General features: G+C 58.4%; 15 protein-coding genes. 11 read left to right on the top strand and 4 right to left on the bottom strand.

Annotated features, from left to right (window positions below):
• Nucleotides 1-250: 250 nt before the first annotated feature.
• From ACR0JR_RS13175 to ACR0JR_RS13185, 3 genes are all read left to right on the top strand, one after another.
• Nucleotides 251-1,405: a phosphoserine transaminase gene (locus tag ACR0JR_RS13175; protein WP_480456531.1), complete on the top strand. Its 1,155-nt coding sequence runs from the start codon at nt 251-253 to the stop codon at nt 1,403-1,405.
• A 57-nt stretch (nt 1,406-1,462) separates the two neighbouring features.
• A complete protein-coding gene (gene serA / locus ACR0JR_RS13180) occupies nt 1,463-3,058 on the top strand; it encodes a phosphoglycerate dehydrogenase (RefSeq protein WP_480456532.1) in 1,596 nt (531 codons plus the stop codon).
• Nucleotides 3,059-3,182: 124 nt separating this feature from the next.
• Entirely contained in the window at nt 3,183-3,911 is a 729-nt protein-coding gene (locus ACR0JR_RS13185; RefSeq protein ID WP_480456533.1) for a metallophosphoesterase family protein, read from the top strand.
• Nucleotides 3,912-3,914: 3 nt separating this feature from the next.
• Here the strand turns inward: ACR0JR_RS13185 and ACR0JR_RS13190 are convergent, their stop codons facing one another.
• From ACR0JR_RS13190 to ACR0JR_RS13200, 3 genes are all read right to left on the bottom strand, one after another.
• Complete coding sequence (locus ACR0JR_RS13190; protein ID WP_480456534.1) at nt 3,915-5,432, bottom strand: malonate--CoA ligase; 1,518 nt, start codon at nt 5,430-5,432, stop codon at nt 3,915-3,917.
• A 67-nt stretch (nt 5,433-5,499) separates the two neighbouring features.
• On the bottom strand, nt 5,500-6,204 hold the full coding sequence (locus tag ACR0JR_RS13195; protein WP_480456535.1) for a GntR family transcriptional regulator: 705 nt from the start codon (nt 6,202-6,204) through the stop codon (nt 5,500-5,502).
• A 3-nt stretch (nt 6,205-6,207) separates the two neighbouring features.
• Entirely contained in the window at nt 6,208-7,563 is a 1,356-nt protein-coding gene (locus ACR0JR_RS13200) for a formimidoylglutamate deiminase (protein WP_480456536.1), read from the bottom strand.
• 81 nt (nt 7,564-7,644) lie between these two features.
• Here ACR0JR_RS13200 and hutI point away from each other — a divergent pair, with 81 nt between their 5' ends.
• The 8 genes from hutI to ACR0JR_RS13240 all read left to right on the top strand — a co-directional run bounded on the left by hutI (nt 7,645) and on the right by ACR0JR_RS13240 (nt 14,931).
• Nucleotides 7,645-8,850, top strand: coding sequence for an imidazolonepropionase (hutI, locus tag ACR0JR_RS13205; protein ID WP_480456537.1), 1,206 nt, complete (start codon nt 7,645-7,647; stop codon nt 8,848-8,850).
• Complete coding sequence (gene hutH, locus ACR0JR_RS13210; RefSeq protein ID WP_480456538.1) at nt 8,847-10,382, top strand: histidine ammonia-lyase; 1,536 nt, start codon at nt 8,847-8,849, stop codon at nt 10,380-10,382. The genes hutI and hutH overlap by 4 nt, the downstream gene beginning before the upstream one ends.
• On the top strand, nt 10,382-11,173 hold the full coding sequence (gene hutG, locus ACR0JR_RS13215; RefSeq protein WP_480456539.1) for an N-formylglutamate deformylase: 792 nt from the start codon (nt 10,382-10,384) through the stop codon (nt 11,171-11,173). Before hutH ends, hutG begins: the two co-directional genes overlap by 1 nt.
• 1 nt (nt 11,174) lies before the next feature.
• Nucleotides 11,175-12,857: a urocanate hydratase gene (gene hutU / locus ACR0JR_RS13220; RefSeq protein ID WP_480456540.1), complete on the top strand. Its 1,683-nt coding sequence runs from the start codon at nt 11,175-11,177 to the stop codon at nt 12,855-12,857.
• Between the two features lie 67 nt (nt 12,858-12,924).
• A complete protein-coding gene (serB, locus tag ACR0JR_RS13225) occupies nt 12,925-13,803 on the top strand; it encodes a phosphoserine phosphatase SerB (RefSeq protein WP_480456542.1) in 879 nt (292 codons plus the stop codon).
• Nucleotides 13,804-13,842: 39 nt separating this feature from the next.
• A complete protein-coding gene (locus tag ACR0JR_RS13230) occupies nt 13,843-14,172 on the top strand; it encodes an ArsR/SmtB family transcription factor (protein ID WP_480456543.1) in 330 nt (109 codons plus the stop codon).
• Complete coding sequence (locus ACR0JR_RS13235; protein WP_480456544.1) at nt 14,160-14,588, top strand: SRPBCC family protein; 429 nt, start codon at nt 14,160-14,162, stop codon at nt 14,586-14,588. The genes ACR0JR_RS13230 and ACR0JR_RS13235 overlap by 13 nt, the downstream gene beginning before the upstream one ends.
• A 22-nt stretch (nt 14,589-14,610) precedes the next feature.
• On the top strand, nt 14,611-14,931 hold the full coding sequence (locus tag ACR0JR_RS13240) for a YciI family protein (protein ID WP_480456545.1): 321 nt from the start codon (nt 14,611-14,613) through the stop codon (nt 14,929-14,931).
• A 3-nt stretch (nt 14,932-14,934) separates the two neighbouring features.
• On the opposite strand, the gene ACR0JR_RS13245 is transcribed toward ACR0JR_RS13240, so the two are convergent.
• Nucleotides 14,935-15,933 (bottom strand): asparaginase, encoded by a 999-nt coding sequence (locus tag ACR0JR_RS13245; protein WP_480456546.1) that lies wholly within the window; start codon nt 15,931-15,933, stop codon nt 14,935-14,937.
• Nucleotides 15,934-16,106: the final 173 nt, after the last annotated feature.

Consider the following 16,106-nt stretch of genomic DNA (forward strand, 5'->3'; position numbering starts at 1 on the left):
CCTCATCTGCACATGCCCGCCCATGTCAGAATACGAAGAAGCCGCAGAGTAATACACAAACAAAAACCCGCCGGACTACCGGCGGGTTTTTCGCTCATCGGAAACCTCTGTCCCGATTTGATACCCTTTAAGATGTCGTTTTTAACGGTCGATGGGTCTTTTTCGCTTGCTGCAGGTGCGAAGGAGCCATACCCCTATCCGTGGGACACCCCTCCCCAACGAGGGGCGTGTATCTGGAAGGGTAATACAGATGACAATCGAACAACCGGCGACGCGGCCGGCCAATCCGCGTTTTTCTTCGGGCCCTTGTGCCAAACCCCCCACATTTGATCTGACCAAACTGGCGGACGCGGCCTTGGGCCGTTCGCATCGTGCTGCTGTTGGTAAGGACAAGCTGAAGGCGGCCATTGAAGGCACGCGCGAGATTCTGGGTATTCCAGCGGATTATCGCATCGGCATCGTACCTGCCTCAGACACCGGTGCGGTTGAGATGGCGCTGTGGTCGCTTCTGGGTGAGCGCAAGGTCGAGATGCTGGCCTGGGAAAGCTTTGGCGCGGGTTGGGTGACCGATGTGATCAAGCAGCTGAAAATCGACGCGGATGTGAAAACTGCCGATTACGGGCAAATCGTCGACCTCGTGTCCGTCGATTTCGCCAATGATGTAGTGTTTACTTGGAACGGTACCACCTCGGGTGTGCGGGTTCCGAATGGCGACTGGATTGCCGATGATCGTCAGGGTCTTACGATCTGTGACGCAACCTCGGCGGCCTTTGCGATGGACTTGCCCTGGGACAAGCTGGATGTGACCACGTTCAGCTGGCAGAAGGTTCTGGGTGGTGAGGCGGCTCATGGGATGCTGATTCTGTCGCCGCGTGCGGTCGAACGCTTGGAGAGCTACACCCCAGCATGGCCCCTGCCCAAGATTTTCCGCCTGACCAAAGGTGGCAAGCTGATCGAAGGCATCTTCACCGGGGCCACCATCAACACGCCGTCGATGCTTGCGGTTGAGGACTACCTTTTTGCGCTGGATTGGGCGCGATCCGTCGGTGGCTTTGAAGGACTGATTGCCCGCGCGGATGCCAATGCTGGCGCAGTGCACGCGTTCTGCGACCAGAATGGCTGGATTGCAAATCTGGCGGAAGACGCGGCGACACGGTCCAATACCTCGGTCTGCCTGAAGTTTACCGACGCGCGTATTCAGGATGGTTCGGCTTTTGCCAAGGCCGTGGCCAAACGGCTCGAAGTCGAAAACATCGCACTGGATATTGGTGCCTATCGCGATGCCCCTGCGGGTTTGCGCATCTGGTGCGGTGGCACGGTCGAGACCTCGGATATAGAGGCGATGTTGCCATGGCTCGCATGGGCCTTCGAGACCGAGATCGCGGCGCAGACTGAAGCTGCCTGATGTTATTGCCGGGCCACCCAAGGCCCGGAGCTTCCATACAATTCAAGGACCAAAGATATGGCCCCCAAAGTACTCGTATCTGACAAGCTCAGCGAAACCGCCGTGCAGATCTTCCGTGATCGCGGCATTGATGTGGATTTCATGCCCGATCTGGGTAAGGACAAAGACAAATTGGCCGAGGTAATCGGCCAGTATGATGGCCTTGCGATCCGCTCGGCCACCAAGGTCACGCCAACCATTCTTGATAAAGCGGACAAGCTTAAAGTCATTGGCCGTGCTGGGATCGGCACCGATAATATCGACAAGGATGCGGCGTCGAAAAAAGGTGTGATCGTGATGAACACGCCATTCGGCAATATGATCACTACAGCCGAGCACGCCATTGCGATGATGTTCGCGGTCGCACGGCAAATTCCCGAGGCCAGCACTTCGACCCATGCGGGCAAGTGGGAAAAGTCCAAGTTCATGGGGATCGAGCTGACCAACAAAACACTCGGCGTGATCGGCGCGGGTAATATCGGCGGCATCGTTTGCGAGCGTGCGCTGGGGTTAAAGATGAAGGTTGTCGCCTATGATCCCTATCTCGGCGAAGAGAAAGCCGCCAAGATGGGCGTTGAAAAGGTCGAGCTGGACGAGCTGCTGTCGCGTGCTGACTTTATTACTCTGCACGTGCCGCTGACCGACCAGACTCGTAACATTCTGAGCCGCGAGAACCTTGCCAAAACCAAACCCGGTGTGCGCATTGTCAACTGCGCGCGCGGGGGTTTGGTCGACGAAGACGCGCTGGCGGAGGCGTTGCAGTCGGGACATGTCGCCGGGGCGGCTTTTGATGTGTTCAGCGAGGAGCCTGCCAAAGAGAACGCGCTGTTCAATCTGCCCAATGTGGTGTGCACACCTCACCTTGGCGCTGCAACGACCGAAGCGCAGGAGAACGTGGCGTTGCAGGTGGCCGAGCAAATTTCGAACTACCTGCTGACCGGCGCGGTCGAAAACGCGCTGAACATGCCAAGCGTTACGGCGGAAGAGGCCAAGGTCATGGGGCCATGGATCAAGTTGGCTGGCCATTTGGGCAGTTTCATTGGTCAGATGACGGACGAACCGATCAAGGCGATCAACATCCTTTATGATGGCGTTGCGGCCGAGATGAACCTGGCGGCGCTGAACTGTTCGGTGATCGCTGGAATCATGAAGAAATTCAACCCCGAGGTGAATATGGTTTCTGCTCCGGTCGTGGCCAAAGAGCGGGGGATTCAAATCTCGACCACCAATCAGGATAAGTCCGGAGCCTTTGAAGGCTATATCAAGGTGACCGTCGTGACCGGGAAACGCGAACGTTCGATCGGGGGAACCGTGTTCAGTGACGGCAAGCCGCGCTTTATTCAGATCAAAGGCATCAATATCGACGCCGAGGTTGGCGCCCACATGCTTTATACCACCAACGAGGATGTGCCAGGCATCATCGGTGCCTTGGGGCAAACTATGGGCACGCATGGTGTGAACATCGCGAACTTTACCCTTGGTCGTGCTGAGGCGGGAGGCGAAGCGATCGCGCTGTTATACGTCGACGAACCAGTTCCGGCTGAAGCGCGCGCGCAGCTGGCGGAAACCGGTCTGTTTACCCAGATCAAGCCACTGGAGTTTGAGGTGGCCTGAGTGTCGCTGTTGAATTTCTGAAACAGATTGATGCCCGGGCTTGTGCAAAGCGCGGGCATCGCCTTTTCAAAGAGTCGTATTTGCGTCAGAAGTGCAGCAGTCGCAGATGCCCGAGGGGAACCAGATGACCAACCCGATCTACGCAATCGGTGATTTGCACGGGCGTGTGGACGAGTTTGACCGCGCATTGTCGCTGATCGAGCGCGATGGTGGTCCGGACGCCGAAATCGTGTTTTTGGGTGATTACGTCGATCGAGGCCCAGATAGCAGGGGCGTCATTGACCGTTTGATCGCAGGACGTGATGCGGGCAGGCGCTGGGTCACCCTGCTAGGCAATCATGACCGGATGTTTTCGTGGTTTCTGGAGGATGTGCCACGTCACGATCCGCATATGTTGGTAGGATATCATTGGCTGCACGAGCGGTTGGGTGGTGTCGAAACACTTCAAAGCTATGACGTGTTCTTCGATCAGCAGACGCGCCTAGAGGATCTACATGCCATTGCACGGGGCGCGGTTCCTGTGGCGCATCGGATGTTTCTGCAGGGGCTCGTAGCCATGCATCAGACGCCAGAGATTGCGTTTGTTCACGCAGGCATCCGGCCCGGAATACCGCTGAGCGAACAACGGGAAAATGATCTGGTGTGGATCCGGCAGAGCTTTCACAATCACCGTGGCCCGCATCCGAAGCTTATCGTCCATGGACATACGCCAGTGGATCAAGCGACGCATTATGGTAATCGCATCAATCTGGATAGTGGTGCAGGGTATGGCCGCCCGGTAGGCGTTGCGGTGTTTGAAGGTCGGGATTGCTGGTTGCTGACGGACAAGGGCCGCGTTGCGCTTTTGCCCTGACGATCAGGACTCTGTGAACAGGTCTTTGCAGCGGTCACGCAGGATGTTTTTTTGCACCTTGCCCATTGTATTACGCGGCAGTTCGTTAAGCAGGATCAGTTGGCGGGGATGTTTATAACGGGCCAAAGCACCCTGTATCGTATCCATGATCGCTTCGATATCAGGCGTCTGACCGGGGTTCGGAACCAGAATGCCAACCGGGGTTTCTCCAAAATCCGGGTGGGGTACGCCGATCACCGCGCTCTCCAGCACGCCGGGTTGTTCATCCAGCAGCAGCTCGATCTCTTTAGGGTAAATGTTGTACCCCCCTGAGATGATCAGGTCCTTCCCGCGTCCGACGATGTGGACATATCCATCCTCGTCGATCCGTCCCAGATCACCGGTGATGAAGAACCCATTTTCGCGCAGTTCGGCGGCGGTTTTCTCGGGCATTTGCCAATAGCCCTGAAACACGTTGGGGCCGCGTACTTCGATGATCCCGATTTCACCATTTGGCAGAGTCTCCCCCGATTCAGGGTCCGTGACCTTCAATTCGACATCTGGCAAGGGAAATCCAACGGTTCCTGCGCGGCGCTCGCCGTCGTATGGGTTTGACGTATTCATGTTGGTTTCGGTCATTCCGTAGCGTTCCAGAATGCGATGGCCGGTCCGGTCTTCGAATTGAACATGCGTGTCTGCCAGCAAAGGTGCCGATCCTGAAATGAACAGCCTCATATCCTGCGTCAGCTCCCGCGTGAACCGTTGGTCGCTCAGCAGCCGGGTGTAGAAGGTTGGTACGCCCATCATCGTCGTTGCCTGAGGCATCAGACGTAGCATGTCGTCCAGGTCGAATTTGGGCAGAAAGATCATCGATCCACCCGAGGCGAGCATGACATTGGTCGCAACAAACAGCCCATGGGTGTGAAAAGTCGGAAGTGCGTGGAGCAGCACGTCGCTGTTCGTAAACTGCCACTCGTTTACCAGAGTCTCCGCGTTCGATAGCAGATTGGCTTGCGTCAGCATCGCCCCTTTCGAGCGTCCGGTCGTGCCCGAAGTATAGAGGAAAGCGGCCAGATCGTCCTCGGTCCGGCGGACCGGTTCAAAGGCAGGAAGCATCCCCAACGCACGCCGTGTCAGGCTACCCGAACCGTCCGCGTTCAGCGTCTCTAACCGGGCGTTGTTCTTTTGTGCGATATCAGCAAGCCCAGCCTCGTTGGCCGCGTCGCAGACCACCAGAGATGCGCCGCTATTTTCGATGAAATAGCTGAGCTCTTGCGTCGTGTAGCCCGTGTTGAGGGGTAGAAAGATCAGCCCCGCCTGGACACAGGCGGCATAAAGCGCCAGTGCTTCGGCGGACTTCTCCACCTGCACTGCGACACGGTCTCCCGGTTCCAGTTCCAGTCCGGTCAGCGCATTGGCCAAACGGGCTGCCGTGTCCAGAAACGCGGCATGGGTCAGTGTCTGACCATCGGCGAGATGCAGAAACGGCGTGTCCTTGCCCGCATGAATGCCAAACAAACGATCATAGAGCGGGTTGCCCATCCCGGTTTCCTTTCCATCCGACGCTGGAACTCTGTCTCGTAAATGGCAGGGGGTAAAGCCCGGAAAATCAGAATTCGGTGGTCATCCGGTAGCCCGCTGCAAAGTACATTTTGGCGAAGGTCACCGGCTGACCTTGCAGCCATGTGATGCGCTCTGCCGTAAAGACGGGCTCTCCTTCGGACACATCTAAAAACCCGGCCAATGTGGCGTCAGCGCGGCTGGCTAGAAATGTTAGCTCGACATTTGTGAAAGGGACGGTTTGCACCAGCCAGTCATTCGGTCCGATACTTGAGAAATCGGCCTGTTCCACTTGCGGTACGCTGTCGATCACGATCCAGCGGTCCTCGAACTGAAAGGGTGTGTTGGTGGAAAAATGCATGCATCGCACCTGCATGACTCGCTGATCCACGCGCAGGGCCAGACGAGCCGTCAGCCAATCGGGAGCGGTCTGTGTTTCATGCGATACCAGCGCATAGCGATAGATGCCGCCCGCAGCTTCAATCTCATCACGGACCAGTGGAATGGTGAATCGTGCCTGACGCTGCGGCGCGCTGAGAACCCGGGTGCCCGCCTTTCGACGCCTTTCCAGAAACCCTTCATCCGCCAGTTCCCGCAGCGCACGGTTGACTGTGGTGCGGGTGCACGAAAATTCCACCGCAAGCTCTTGCTCATTGGGAAGCAGGGCATCCGGTTGCCATTCGCCGGATCGGATGCGTTGCAGGACGGTTTGCTTAATGTCTTTGTAGCTGGTGGTATCGCTTGTCTGGGTCATGATTCAAAGGTCCGCCAGCAGGTCACTCATCGCCGCGCGATAATTGGTCAGGATCGCATCGCGAGCGATGTGCCGCCCTCCGCACACTTGATGTCGCCCGGCAGACCACAAATCGGTCACAGTTCCGTCTGGCGCCGCAAAGCAGAGCCCGTCAAGCAGTTGATCGTCGCGCAGACTGCACAGAGTTGGGTGGCTGCGATCGATTGCGACCAGATCGGCAAGGTGACCCACAGCTATATTTCCAGCCGCGCGCCCAAGGGCTTGCGCTCCACCTCGTGCGGCCCCGTTATAAAGAGCCTGACCAACCGATCCTTCGCCGCGCACCAAAACCGTGCGCGCTTTGTCACGCAACCTTTGGGAATATTCCAGCGTCCGCAACTCCTCAGGCAGTGAAATGCGTACATTCGAGTCTGATCCGACACCAAAGGCACCTCCGGCGTCGGTATAGACAGCCCCATTGAAGATGCCATCGCCCAGATTGGCCTCAGTGATCGGGCAGAGACCTGCCACCGCTCCGGATTGGGCGAGGGCGCGTGTTTCATCATCGGTCATGTGGGTGGCGTGGATCAGGCACCAGCGCTCGTTCACGTCCACGTTGTTCAACAACCAATCCACCGGACGCTGACCCAGAGCGGCCTCGACATCCGCGACCTCCTTCACTTGTTCCGAGATATGGATATGCACCGGGCCGTTAGGAGTTGCCTTGAGCACCTGCTGCAGGTCATCCGGTGAGGTCGCGCGCAAGGAATGCGGCGCGATGCCAATCTGACTATCTGCGTGGGGCAGAAGCGGTTGGCACTCTTCAGTAAGCTGCAAAAACCGATCCACATCATTGCTGAAGCGTAACTGACCACCTGCTAGCGGCTCTTGTTTGACGCCGCCATAGGTGTAGAGCACCGGCAGATGCGTCAGGCCAATCCCGGTTTGGCTTGCTGCCGAAAAGATGCGCTGGCTCAGCTCGGAAAGCTGCGTATAGGGCGCACCGCCGGGTTGTTGGTGGACATAGTGAAATTCCCCGACCGAGGCATACCCGGCCTCCTGCATTTCCATGAAAACCAGTGCAGCGATGGCTTCGATGTGCTCAGGGGTGAGGCGATCCAGAAAGCGGTACATCAGGGTGCGCCAGGTCCAAAAGCTTTCGCGCCCGGCAGCGCGGGTTTCGGTCATACCGGCCATGGCGCGCTGAAAGGCGTGGCTGTGCAGGTTGGCCAAAGCGGGAAGCAGGACATCGACACGGGTGTCGCTTGGATGGGCGTCTTTCCCGTGTTCCAGCTTCGTGATCCGACCGTGTTCGATTTCAACCCGAAGATCGCTAACCCAGTCAGAGCCTAACAGGGCCGTTTTGGCATGAACCGTCATCGCAATTCCATTTTGTGTAGACTTTATGTATTTACCCGTATACGAAAAAATCAAGCGCAGGGGGAGCCCAAAAGAATCGCCATGAAGAAAAAAACCGTAATTTGGAGCAAACAGGTGGCCACCATGGGGGGCGACCAGCCCTATGGGATGATTGAGGATGGCGCGATTGCCGTCGAAGGATCGCAGATCGTATGGGTGGGCCGCCAATCTGAAGTTCCAGCATCTTATGCTGAATGGCAGCGTGTTGATTACGGGGACCGACTGATCACGCCCGGGCTGATTGATGCCCACACCCATGTAGTATTCGGCGGTAACCGCGCGGTTGAATTCGAGATGCGCCTAAACGGAGCGACCTACGAGGAAATCGCGCGCGCGGGCGGGGGCATCCTGTCGACCGTAAACGGCACGCGGGCGGCAACAGAAGATGAGCTGCTGGCAGGTGCTCTTCCGCGCGTGGATGCGCTGTTGGCCGAAGGTGTGTCCTGCATCGAAGTGAAGTCCGGCTATGGGTTGGATACCGAATCCGAACTGCGCATGCTGCGTGCCGCGCGCCGGATTGCGCAGGAGCGGCCCGTTCGGGTTAACACCAGCTTTCTGGGCGCACACGCCACTCCGCCGGAATTTGCGGGCCGCGACGATGCCTATATCGATGAGGTTTGCATTCCGACCCTACGCGCGGCCCATGCCGAAGGACTGGTGGACGCGGTGGATGGGTTCTGCGAAGGCATTGCCTTTGACCCCACACAGATCGAACGGGTTTTTGTTGTCGCGCAAGAGCTTGACTTGCCGGTGAAGCTGCATGCTGAGCAGTTGTCTAACCTCGGCGGGGCAAAGCTGGCGGCAGCCCACGGGGCTCTGTCCGCTGATCATATCGAGTATCTGGACGCCGACGGTGTTGCTGCCATGGCCACCGCCGGAACGGTTGCGGTCCTTTTGCCCGGTGCATTCTACACGCTGCGCGAGACGCAGATGCCGCCAGTTGAGATGTTGCGCCAGCAGAATGTGCCAATGGCGCTGGCGACCGATTGCAATCCGGGGTCATCACCGCTGACCTCTCTGCTTTTGACGATGAACATGGGTTGCACCTTGTTTCGCATGACACCCGAGGAAGCCCTGGCAGGCGTCACCCGCGTCGCGGCGCGCGCCTTGGGTCTGGAAGATACGGGCATGATCGCACCCGGTTTGCGTGCTGATCTCGCCATCTGGGACGTGACCCATCCGGCCGAGCTGTCTTATCGCATCGGTTTCAACCCTCTGCACAAACGTATTTTTGGAGGTGAGGAATGACTCCCCTACCGCTCACTCCGGGCCAGGTGTCGCTGGATCAATTGGCCGAGATTTATTGGACCGAGGCCGCGATCTCGTTGGATGATGCCTGCCGACCCAAGGTAGACGCCGCTGCGGCTCGTATAGCGCAAGCCGCCGAAGGGACTGAGCCTGTTTATGGCGTGAATACTGGCTTCGGTAAGCTGGCGAGCCATAAAATTGCGGCCAAGGACACCTCGATCCTGCAGCGCAATCTGATCCTCAGCCATTGTTGCGGGGTGGGTCCGGCCGTGCCGCGTCGTCTGGCGCGGCTGATGATGTCGCTCAAGCTGCTGTCCTTCGGGCGCGGAGCGTCGGGGGTTCGCTGGGAGCTTGTCGAATTGCTGCAACAAATGCTGGCCCGCGGTGTGACACCTGTGATCCCGGCGCAGGGTTCGGTCGGCGCATCAGGAGATCTTGCGCCGCTGGCCCATATGACCGCAGTTGTGATTGGCGAGGGCGAGGCTGAGGTAAATGGCTCCGTTATGCCGGGTGCGGCGGCCTTGAAAACAGTTGGCTTAGAGGCGATTCAACTTGGCCCAAAGGAAGGTCTCGCGTTCATCAACGGGACACAATTTTCGACCGCCTTTGCGCTGGCCGGTTTGTTCGAGGGCTGGCGTTCGGCGCAAAACGCGTTGGTGATTTCGGCGGCCTCAACGGATGCGATCATGGGCTCCACCGCCCCTCTGCAACCCGAAATTCACGCGCTGCGCGGGCATCGCGGCCAGATCGAGGCAGCAGCGGCGATGCGAGCCACACTGGACGGCTCTGAAATCCGCGAAAGTCATCGCGAAGGGGATACGCGGGTACAGGATCCATACTGCATCCGGTGCCAGCCACAGGTGTCGGGCGCGGCGATGGACGTAATCCGGCAAGCTGCCGCAACACTGGTGATCGAGGCCAACGCGGCCACCGACAACCCACTGGTTCTGACCGATCCGGATGCCATCGTATCGGGCGGGAACTTCCACGCTGAGCCGGTGGGTTTTGCCGCCGATATGATCGCACTGGCCCTGTCCGAAATTGGAGCAATCGCGCAACGTCGGATCGCGCTGATGGTCGATCCTACGCTCAGCTTTGATCTGCCACCATTCCTGACGCCAGAGCCAGGGCTGAACTCGGGCCTGATGATCGCTGAGGTCACTACGGCCGCTCTGATGAGCGAAAACAAGCACCTGGCCAACCCCTGCGTGACAGACAGCACGCCCACATCGGCCAACCAGGAAGACCACGTCTCGATGGCTGCACACGGGGCGCGGCGGCTGAGCCGGATGGTGGACAATCTGAACTATATTTTGGGGATCGAATTGCTCTGCGCAGCGCAAGGCATCGAGTTTCGTGCGCCTCTGGCTACCAGCAAAGCACTGAACAGTGTAGTTGGGCGCTTGCGCGAGGACATCCCGTCGCTAGGCGATGATCGCTATCTGGCGCCCGAATTGGAAACCGCGAAATCCCTAGTCGAAAGCGGAACTATTCTGCAGGCAGCTGCCCAGCCCATGCCGGAGCTGTCGTAATGCAAGTTTTCAGCGTTCAGCGTGGCGATGGGCCTATTGTTCTGGGCCAACCGCATGGCGGCACGTTTGTACCCGACGACATCGCCGCGCGACTGAACGCGAACGGGCAAATTTTGGCGGATACGGATTGGCATATCAATCAGCTCTACGATGGGTTGGTGGCCAATGCGACGGTCGTGCAATCTCATGTCCACCGCTATGTCATTGACGCCAACCGAGACCCTGCGGGCGCATCATTATATCCGGGGCAGAATACGACAACATTGGTGCCATTGACCGATTTTGACGGTCAGTCGATCTGGGTAGAGGGGCAAGAGCCCTCAGCAGACGAGATTGAATCGCGTCGCATCGCCTACCACGCGCCCTACCACAACGCGCTTGAGCAAGAGCTTGAAAGGGTGCGGGCAAAACACGGGGTGGCGATCCTGTTTGACTGCCACTCGATCCGCAGCAAGATCCCGTTCCTGTTCGAAGGTACCCTGCCGGATATGAACATCGGCACCGATGGTGGCGTGACCTGCGCCCCCGGTATTGAGGCCGCGGCCTATGAATTTTCGCATTCCTCCCCCTACAGCACCGTCCTGAACGGGCGCTTCCGAGGGGGCTGGACGACCCGTCACTATGGCCGCCCGAATGAAGGCCTGCACGCGATCCAGATGGAGCTGGCGCAATCCACCTATCTTTCCACCGAAACCCCTCCGTGGGCGTTTGACGACAAGAAAGCCGAACGCCTGCGTCGCTGGTTGGTGGATACTCTCGACGCCATCCAAGACACTGCATTGGAGCTTTGACATGACCGATCCTCGCAAGAATACCCGCGATATCTATCCGCCCACCGGCCCCGAACTGAACGCAAAAAGCTGGCTGACCGAAGCGCCATTGCGGATGATGATGAACAACCTGCATCCGGATGTGGCCGAAAACCCGCATGAGCTGGTGGTTTATGGAGGCATCGGTCGGGCGGCGCGGACATGGAACGATTTCGACCGGATCGTCGCAGGGCTGAAGGATCTCGAAGAGGATGAAACCCTGATTGTCCAGTCGGGCAAACCGGTGGCGATCATCCGTACTCATAAAGATGCACCGCGCGTTCTAATCGCCAACTCGAACATCGTGCCGCATTGGGCCAATTGGGATCATTTTAACGAGCTCGATAAGAAGGGCTTGATGATGTACGGCCAGATGACGGCTGGGTCGTGGATCTATATCGGTACGCAGGGCATCGTTCAGGGCACCTATGAGACCTTTGCCGAGGCAGGTCGTCAGCACTATGGCGGTGACCTTACTGGCAAGTGGATTTTGACCGGTGGTCTGGGCGGCATGGGTGGCGCACAGCCTCTAGCAGCGGTGTTTGCCGGTGCCAGTTGTCTGGCAGTTGAGTGCAATCCAGACTCGATCGATTTCCGCCTGCGCACCAAGTATCTCGACGAAAAAGCCGAAACGCTGGACGAAGCGCTTGAGATGATCGACCGCTGGACAAAGGCGGGCGAGGCGAAATCTGTGGGTCTGCTGGGCAATGCGGCGGAGGTGTTCCCCGAGATTTACGCGCGGATGCAGGCCGGTGGCATGCGCCCCGATATCGTTACTGACCAAACCAGCGCCCATGACCCGATCAATGGGTATCTGCCCATCGGCTGGGGCATGGCGCAGTGGAAAGACAAGCGTGAAACTGATCCTAAATCGGTTGAAAAAGCTGCCCGTGCGTCGATGAAGCAGCATGTGGCTGCGATGGTCGATTTCTGGAACGCAGGCGTTCCGACGCTCGACTATGGCAACAACATCCGGCAGGTGGCGCAGGACGAAGGGCTTGAGAATGCCTTTGCCTTCCCCGGCTTTGTCCCCGCCTATATCCGCCCGTTGTTCTGCAAGGGCATCGGCCCGTTCCGCTGGTGCGCCCTGTCTGGTGACCCCGAGGATATCTACAAAACTGACGCCAAGATGAAGGAGCTGTTCCCCGAGAACGAACACCTGCATCGCTGGCTGGACATGGCGCAGGAACGCATCGCGTTTCAGGGTCTGCCCGCACGTATTTGCTGGATCGGCCTCGGCGATCGCCATCGCGCCGGATTGGCCTTCAACGAAATGGTAGCCAATGGCGAGCTGAAAGCGCCAGTTGTCATTGGGCGAGACCATCTGGACTCTGGCTCGGTCGCCAGCCCGAACCGTGAGACCGAGGCGATGCTGGATGGCTCAGACGCTGTGTCGGACTGGCCGCTGCTGAATGCGCTGATCAATACGGCCAGCGGTGCGACCTGGGTCTCGTTACATCATGGCGGCGGCGTTGGCATGGGTTTCAGCCAGCACGCAGGTGTGGTGATCTGTGCAGATGGCACCGAAGATGCCGCACGGCGCCTGGAGCGGGTGTTGTGGAACGATCCCGCCTCGGGGGTGTGGCGCCACGCGGATGCGGGGTACGAGATCGCCAAAGACTGCGCCCGCGAACATGGGCTGCGGCTGCCGGGTATTCTGGGCTAGGCCAACTGCCTCTGGTGAAAATGCTGCACCTGCGATATCCCGCAGGTGTGCTAACCGGAGGCCCGACATGTACATAGCCACTTTGCTGACCAACCCAGCGACCCCTTCGCTGGAGGCAACGCTGGTCGAGTCGTTGCGGAATGCTTGGGGCGGGGGTGAGGCAAGCTGGCTCAGCCCTGAAGAGGCGGCCGAGATTACCCTGCCAGAAATCCCCGAAAATCGCTGGGACGTCTGGGCCGATCTGCAACAGATGGGCGTGGACCTGGTCGTGCAGAAGGCTAAAGGCCGCCGGAAAAAGATGCTGTTGGCGGATATGGACAGCACGATGATCCAACAGGAATGCATCGACGAACTGGCTGATGAGGCCGGGGTGGGCGATCGGGTCAAGGACATCACTGCGCGCGCGATGAATGGCGAACTGGATTTCGAAGGTGCGCTGACCGAGCGCGTCGGACTGTTGAAGGGGCTGGATGAAGGCGTGATCGGCAAGGTTCTTGAGGAACGGATCACGCTGATGCCCGGCGGTAAGGCCTTACTTTCCACGATGCGCGCGAATGGTGCCTACGCTGCTTTGGTATCGGGTGGTTTTACCGCTTTTACCGCCAAGGTCGCCGATGCGCTTGGGTTTGATGAGAACCGGGCGAATACATTGCTGGCAGAGGATGGCAAGCTTACCGGCGACGTGAAGCGGCCCATTCTGGGGCGACAGGCCAAAATCGAGGCATTGGAGCAGATCACGGCCAGCCTTGGCATTTCAGAAAGTGATGCAATCGCCGTTGGTGACGGGGCCAATGATCTTGGCATGTTGGGCCGGGCGGGGACGGGTGTCGCGCTGCACGCCAAGCCTTCGGTCGCTGCCGAATGTGATGTCCGCATAAATCACGGTGATCTGACGGCGTTGTTGTATCTGCAGGGCTACAGCAGGTCAGAGTTTCAAGGCCTCTAAAGGGCTTCCTTTAATTTAACGTATGTGTTAAATAAAGCCATGAACACGCTTCTGACCGCATTCTCCGCCTTGTCTGATGCCACTCGGTTCTCGATTGTCGAGCAACTGATGGACGAAGGCGAGCTGCCCGTCGGCGACCTGATTGAAGGCAAGGGCATGTCAGGGGCTGCGATCTCGCGTCACCTGAAGGTCCTGCGCGAGGCCGGGCTAGTGCAACAACGGGTGCGCGGCACGCAGCGGATGTATTCGGTGCAGCCCGAGGGTCTACGTGCAATTGCCGAGTGGACGATTTCGAAACGACATTTCTGGGAAAGCAGTCTCGACCGTTTGGGCGAGCTTATTGAAAGGGAAAACTCATGGCCGAGCTGAAACTGGAACGAGATTTTCCCGTCAGTCCCGAGGACCTGTTCGCATGGGTCAGCGACGGCGCAAAACTGCTGCAATGGTGGGGCCCCGAGGGTCTGCATGTGCCGGAACATGATCTCGATTTTTCTCGCATTGGTCCGTGGTATTCGGTGATGCAGAATGGCGAGGGCCAGCAATTCAAGGTTTCGGGGCACGTCACTCATATCGATCGGCCAAAATCGGTTGGATTTACATGGGCATGGCACGACGATCAGGGTCAGCGCGGTGCCGAAAGCCATGTGACCTTTTCGGTTTCCGCAACCGACAGCGGATCACGGCTGGTGGTCGATCATCGCGAGCTTGTCGATGCCCAGTCGGCCACGAACCACAACGAAGGCTGGACATCTTCGCTGCGCAAGCTCGAAGCCCTTTGCACATAGGTTTTCATCAGGGAGGAGCGATATGCCCCAATATTTGTTTGTTTATCACGGGGGCCACACCCCAACCGATCCCGCTGAGGTCGAGGCGACCATGGCCGCTTGGAGTGCCTGGTTTCAGGACATTGGCGGTTCGCTTGAGATTCCCGGAAATCCTGTGGGTCAATCCTATACGGTCACCAACGGTAGCGTTGAAGATAATGGCGGCGCCAATCCGGCCTCGGGGTTTACGGTTGTAAAGGCTGATAGCATCGAAGCCGCAACCGCGATGGCCAAGGGCTGCCCAATGGTGGTGAACGGCTCAGGCTCGGTCGAAGTGGCCGAGGTGCACGAGATCGAGATGTAAGTCTTAGCCGGGGAAGTCCGGCGTTGGCTTGATCACACCACATTCCAGCCCGCGACGGCTGTATTGCGTGGCGTTCATGAATTTGCGGGTGGCCGGGTGATCGACCGCTAGCACGCCCAAGCTTACCAGAATGGCCGCGATGGCGCATTCGCTGGCGCGGGTCGTGCCGTCGGTGATTTTCAACGCCACACCCATCCGCTTTTCGGGAATGATGGCGACAAAGACGGCTTCGGCCCCTGTTTTGATTGCCACGCGTCCATTCATCGCGCGCATTAATTCGGTACAGGCGCGGGTTTCTCCGGCGACAAGTTCGGGGTGCTTCACCATCGCCGCCGTAAGCTGCGATGCTGCTTCGCTGGAGCGGTCTGACCGGTCAGCGGCTGACGCAAACCATGCCATTGATCGCGCAAGTCCCACCAGGGACGTCGCAAAATTCGGGGCTGAGCAACCATCGATCCCAAAGGTTGGGCTCGTCTCACCTGTGGTCTCTTCGATGGCAGACAGGCAGGCCTGCTGAACCGGGTGATCGATTTCAAGATATTCAGGCCCGGCCCCCATATGCTGGGCCAAAGTCAGGAAACCGCAATGCTTACCTGAGCAATTGTTATGTATCTGGCAGGGCGTATCGTCCGCCAGGATGAGTCCGTCTCGGGCTGCCATGTCAGCGGGTTCCTGCGGGCCGCAGCGCAGATCGGGCTCGGACAGGCCGAGGTGATCGAGCCATGCGGACACGCGATCGGTATGGATATGCGCCCCGTTATGCGAGGCACAGGCCAGTGCCAGATGTTCGCTGTTCAAACCGTATTTCGCCGCCGCACCCGAGGTGATCAATGGCAGGGCCTGGATCATTTTGGCCGAGGATCGGGGGTAGATTATCGCGTTCGGATCCCCCCAACTGCGCACGATCTGACCACTATCGTCACAGATCACTGCGTGACCCAGATGCAGGCTCTCTAATAGCGATCCGCGCCAGAGTTCTGTCATCGGTACGGCTTGTGTCATGTCCACCCCATAAATCATGCGCAAAAATCTGCCAATCGCCCTTTCGCCTGTGGCGAAACCTGCGTTAGTGTGTGTATGTCGACAATCATCGGAATACGCAACTGAACAGACGAACCGGCAGGGTTCGCACGCATGTCCGATGGGTATGAGGTATTAGGTCGGGCTAGGAGGCT

This window comes from Ruegeria sp. AA3 (assembly GCF_056542905.1).

What these genes read in the sequence shown, in the direction of transcription:
- hutH (WP_480456538.1), top strand. Translation starts at nt 8,847, where the DNA reads ATGACTCCCCTACCGCTCACTCCGGGCCAGGTGTCGCTGGATCAATTG.
- ACR0JR_RS13240 (WP_480456545.1), top strand. Translation starts at nt 14,611, where the DNA reads ATGCCCCAATATTTGTTTGTTTATCACGGGGGCCACACCCCAACCGAT.
- ACR0JR_RS13230 (WP_480456543.1), top strand. Translation starts at nt 13,843, where the DNA reads ATGAACACGCTTCTGACCGCATTCTCCGCCTTGTCTGATGCCACTCGG.
- hutI (WP_480456537.1), top strand. Translation starts at nt 7,645, where the DNA reads ATGAAGAAAAAAACCGTAATTTGGAGCAAACAGGTGGCCACCATGGGG.
- ACR0JR_RS13195 (WP_480456535.1), bottom strand. Translation starts at nt 6,204, where the DNA reads ATGACCCAGACAAGCGATACCACCAGCTACAAAGACATTAAGCAAACC.
- ACR0JR_RS13185 (WP_480456533.1), top strand. Translation starts at nt 3,183, where the DNA reads ATGACCAACCCGATCTACGCAATCGGTGATTTGCACGGGCGTGTGGAC.
- serA (WP_480456532.1), top strand. Translation starts at nt 1,463, where the DNA reads ATGGCCCCCAAAGTACTCGTATCTGACAAGCTCAGCGAAACCGCCGTG.
- ACR0JR_RS13200 (WP_480456536.1), bottom strand. Translation starts at nt 7,563, where the DNA reads ATGACGGTTCATGCCAAAACGGCCCTGTTAGGCTCTGACTGGGTTAGC.
- serB (WP_480456542.1), top strand. Translation starts at nt 12,925, where the DNA reads ATGTACATAGCCACTTTGCTGACCAACCCAGCGACCCCTTCGCTGGAG.
- ACR0JR_RS13175 (WP_480456531.1), top strand. Translation starts at nt 251, where the DNA reads ATGACAATCGAACAACCGGCGACGCGGCCGGCCAATCCGCGTTTTTCT.
- ACR0JR_RS13235 (WP_480456544.1), top strand. Translation starts at nt 14,160, where the DNA reads ATGGCCGAGCTGAAACTGGAACGAGATTTTCCCGTCAGTCCCGAGGAC.
- ACR0JR_RS13190 (WP_480456534.1), bottom strand. Translation starts at nt 5,432, where the DNA reads ATGGGCAACCCGCTCTATGATCGTTTGTTTGGCATTCATGCGGGCAAG.
- hutG (WP_480456539.1), top strand. Translation starts at nt 10,382, where the DNA reads ATGCAAGTTTTCAGCGTTCAGCGTGGCGATGGGCCTATTGTTCTGGGC.
- ACR0JR_RS13245 (WP_480456546.1), bottom strand. Translation starts at nt 15,933, where the DNA reads ATGACACAAGCCGTACCGATGACAGAACTCTGGCGCGGATCGCTATTA.
- hutU (WP_480456540.1), top strand. Translation starts at nt 11,175, where the DNA reads ATGACCGATCCTCGCAAGAATACCCGCGATATCTATCCGCCCACCGGC.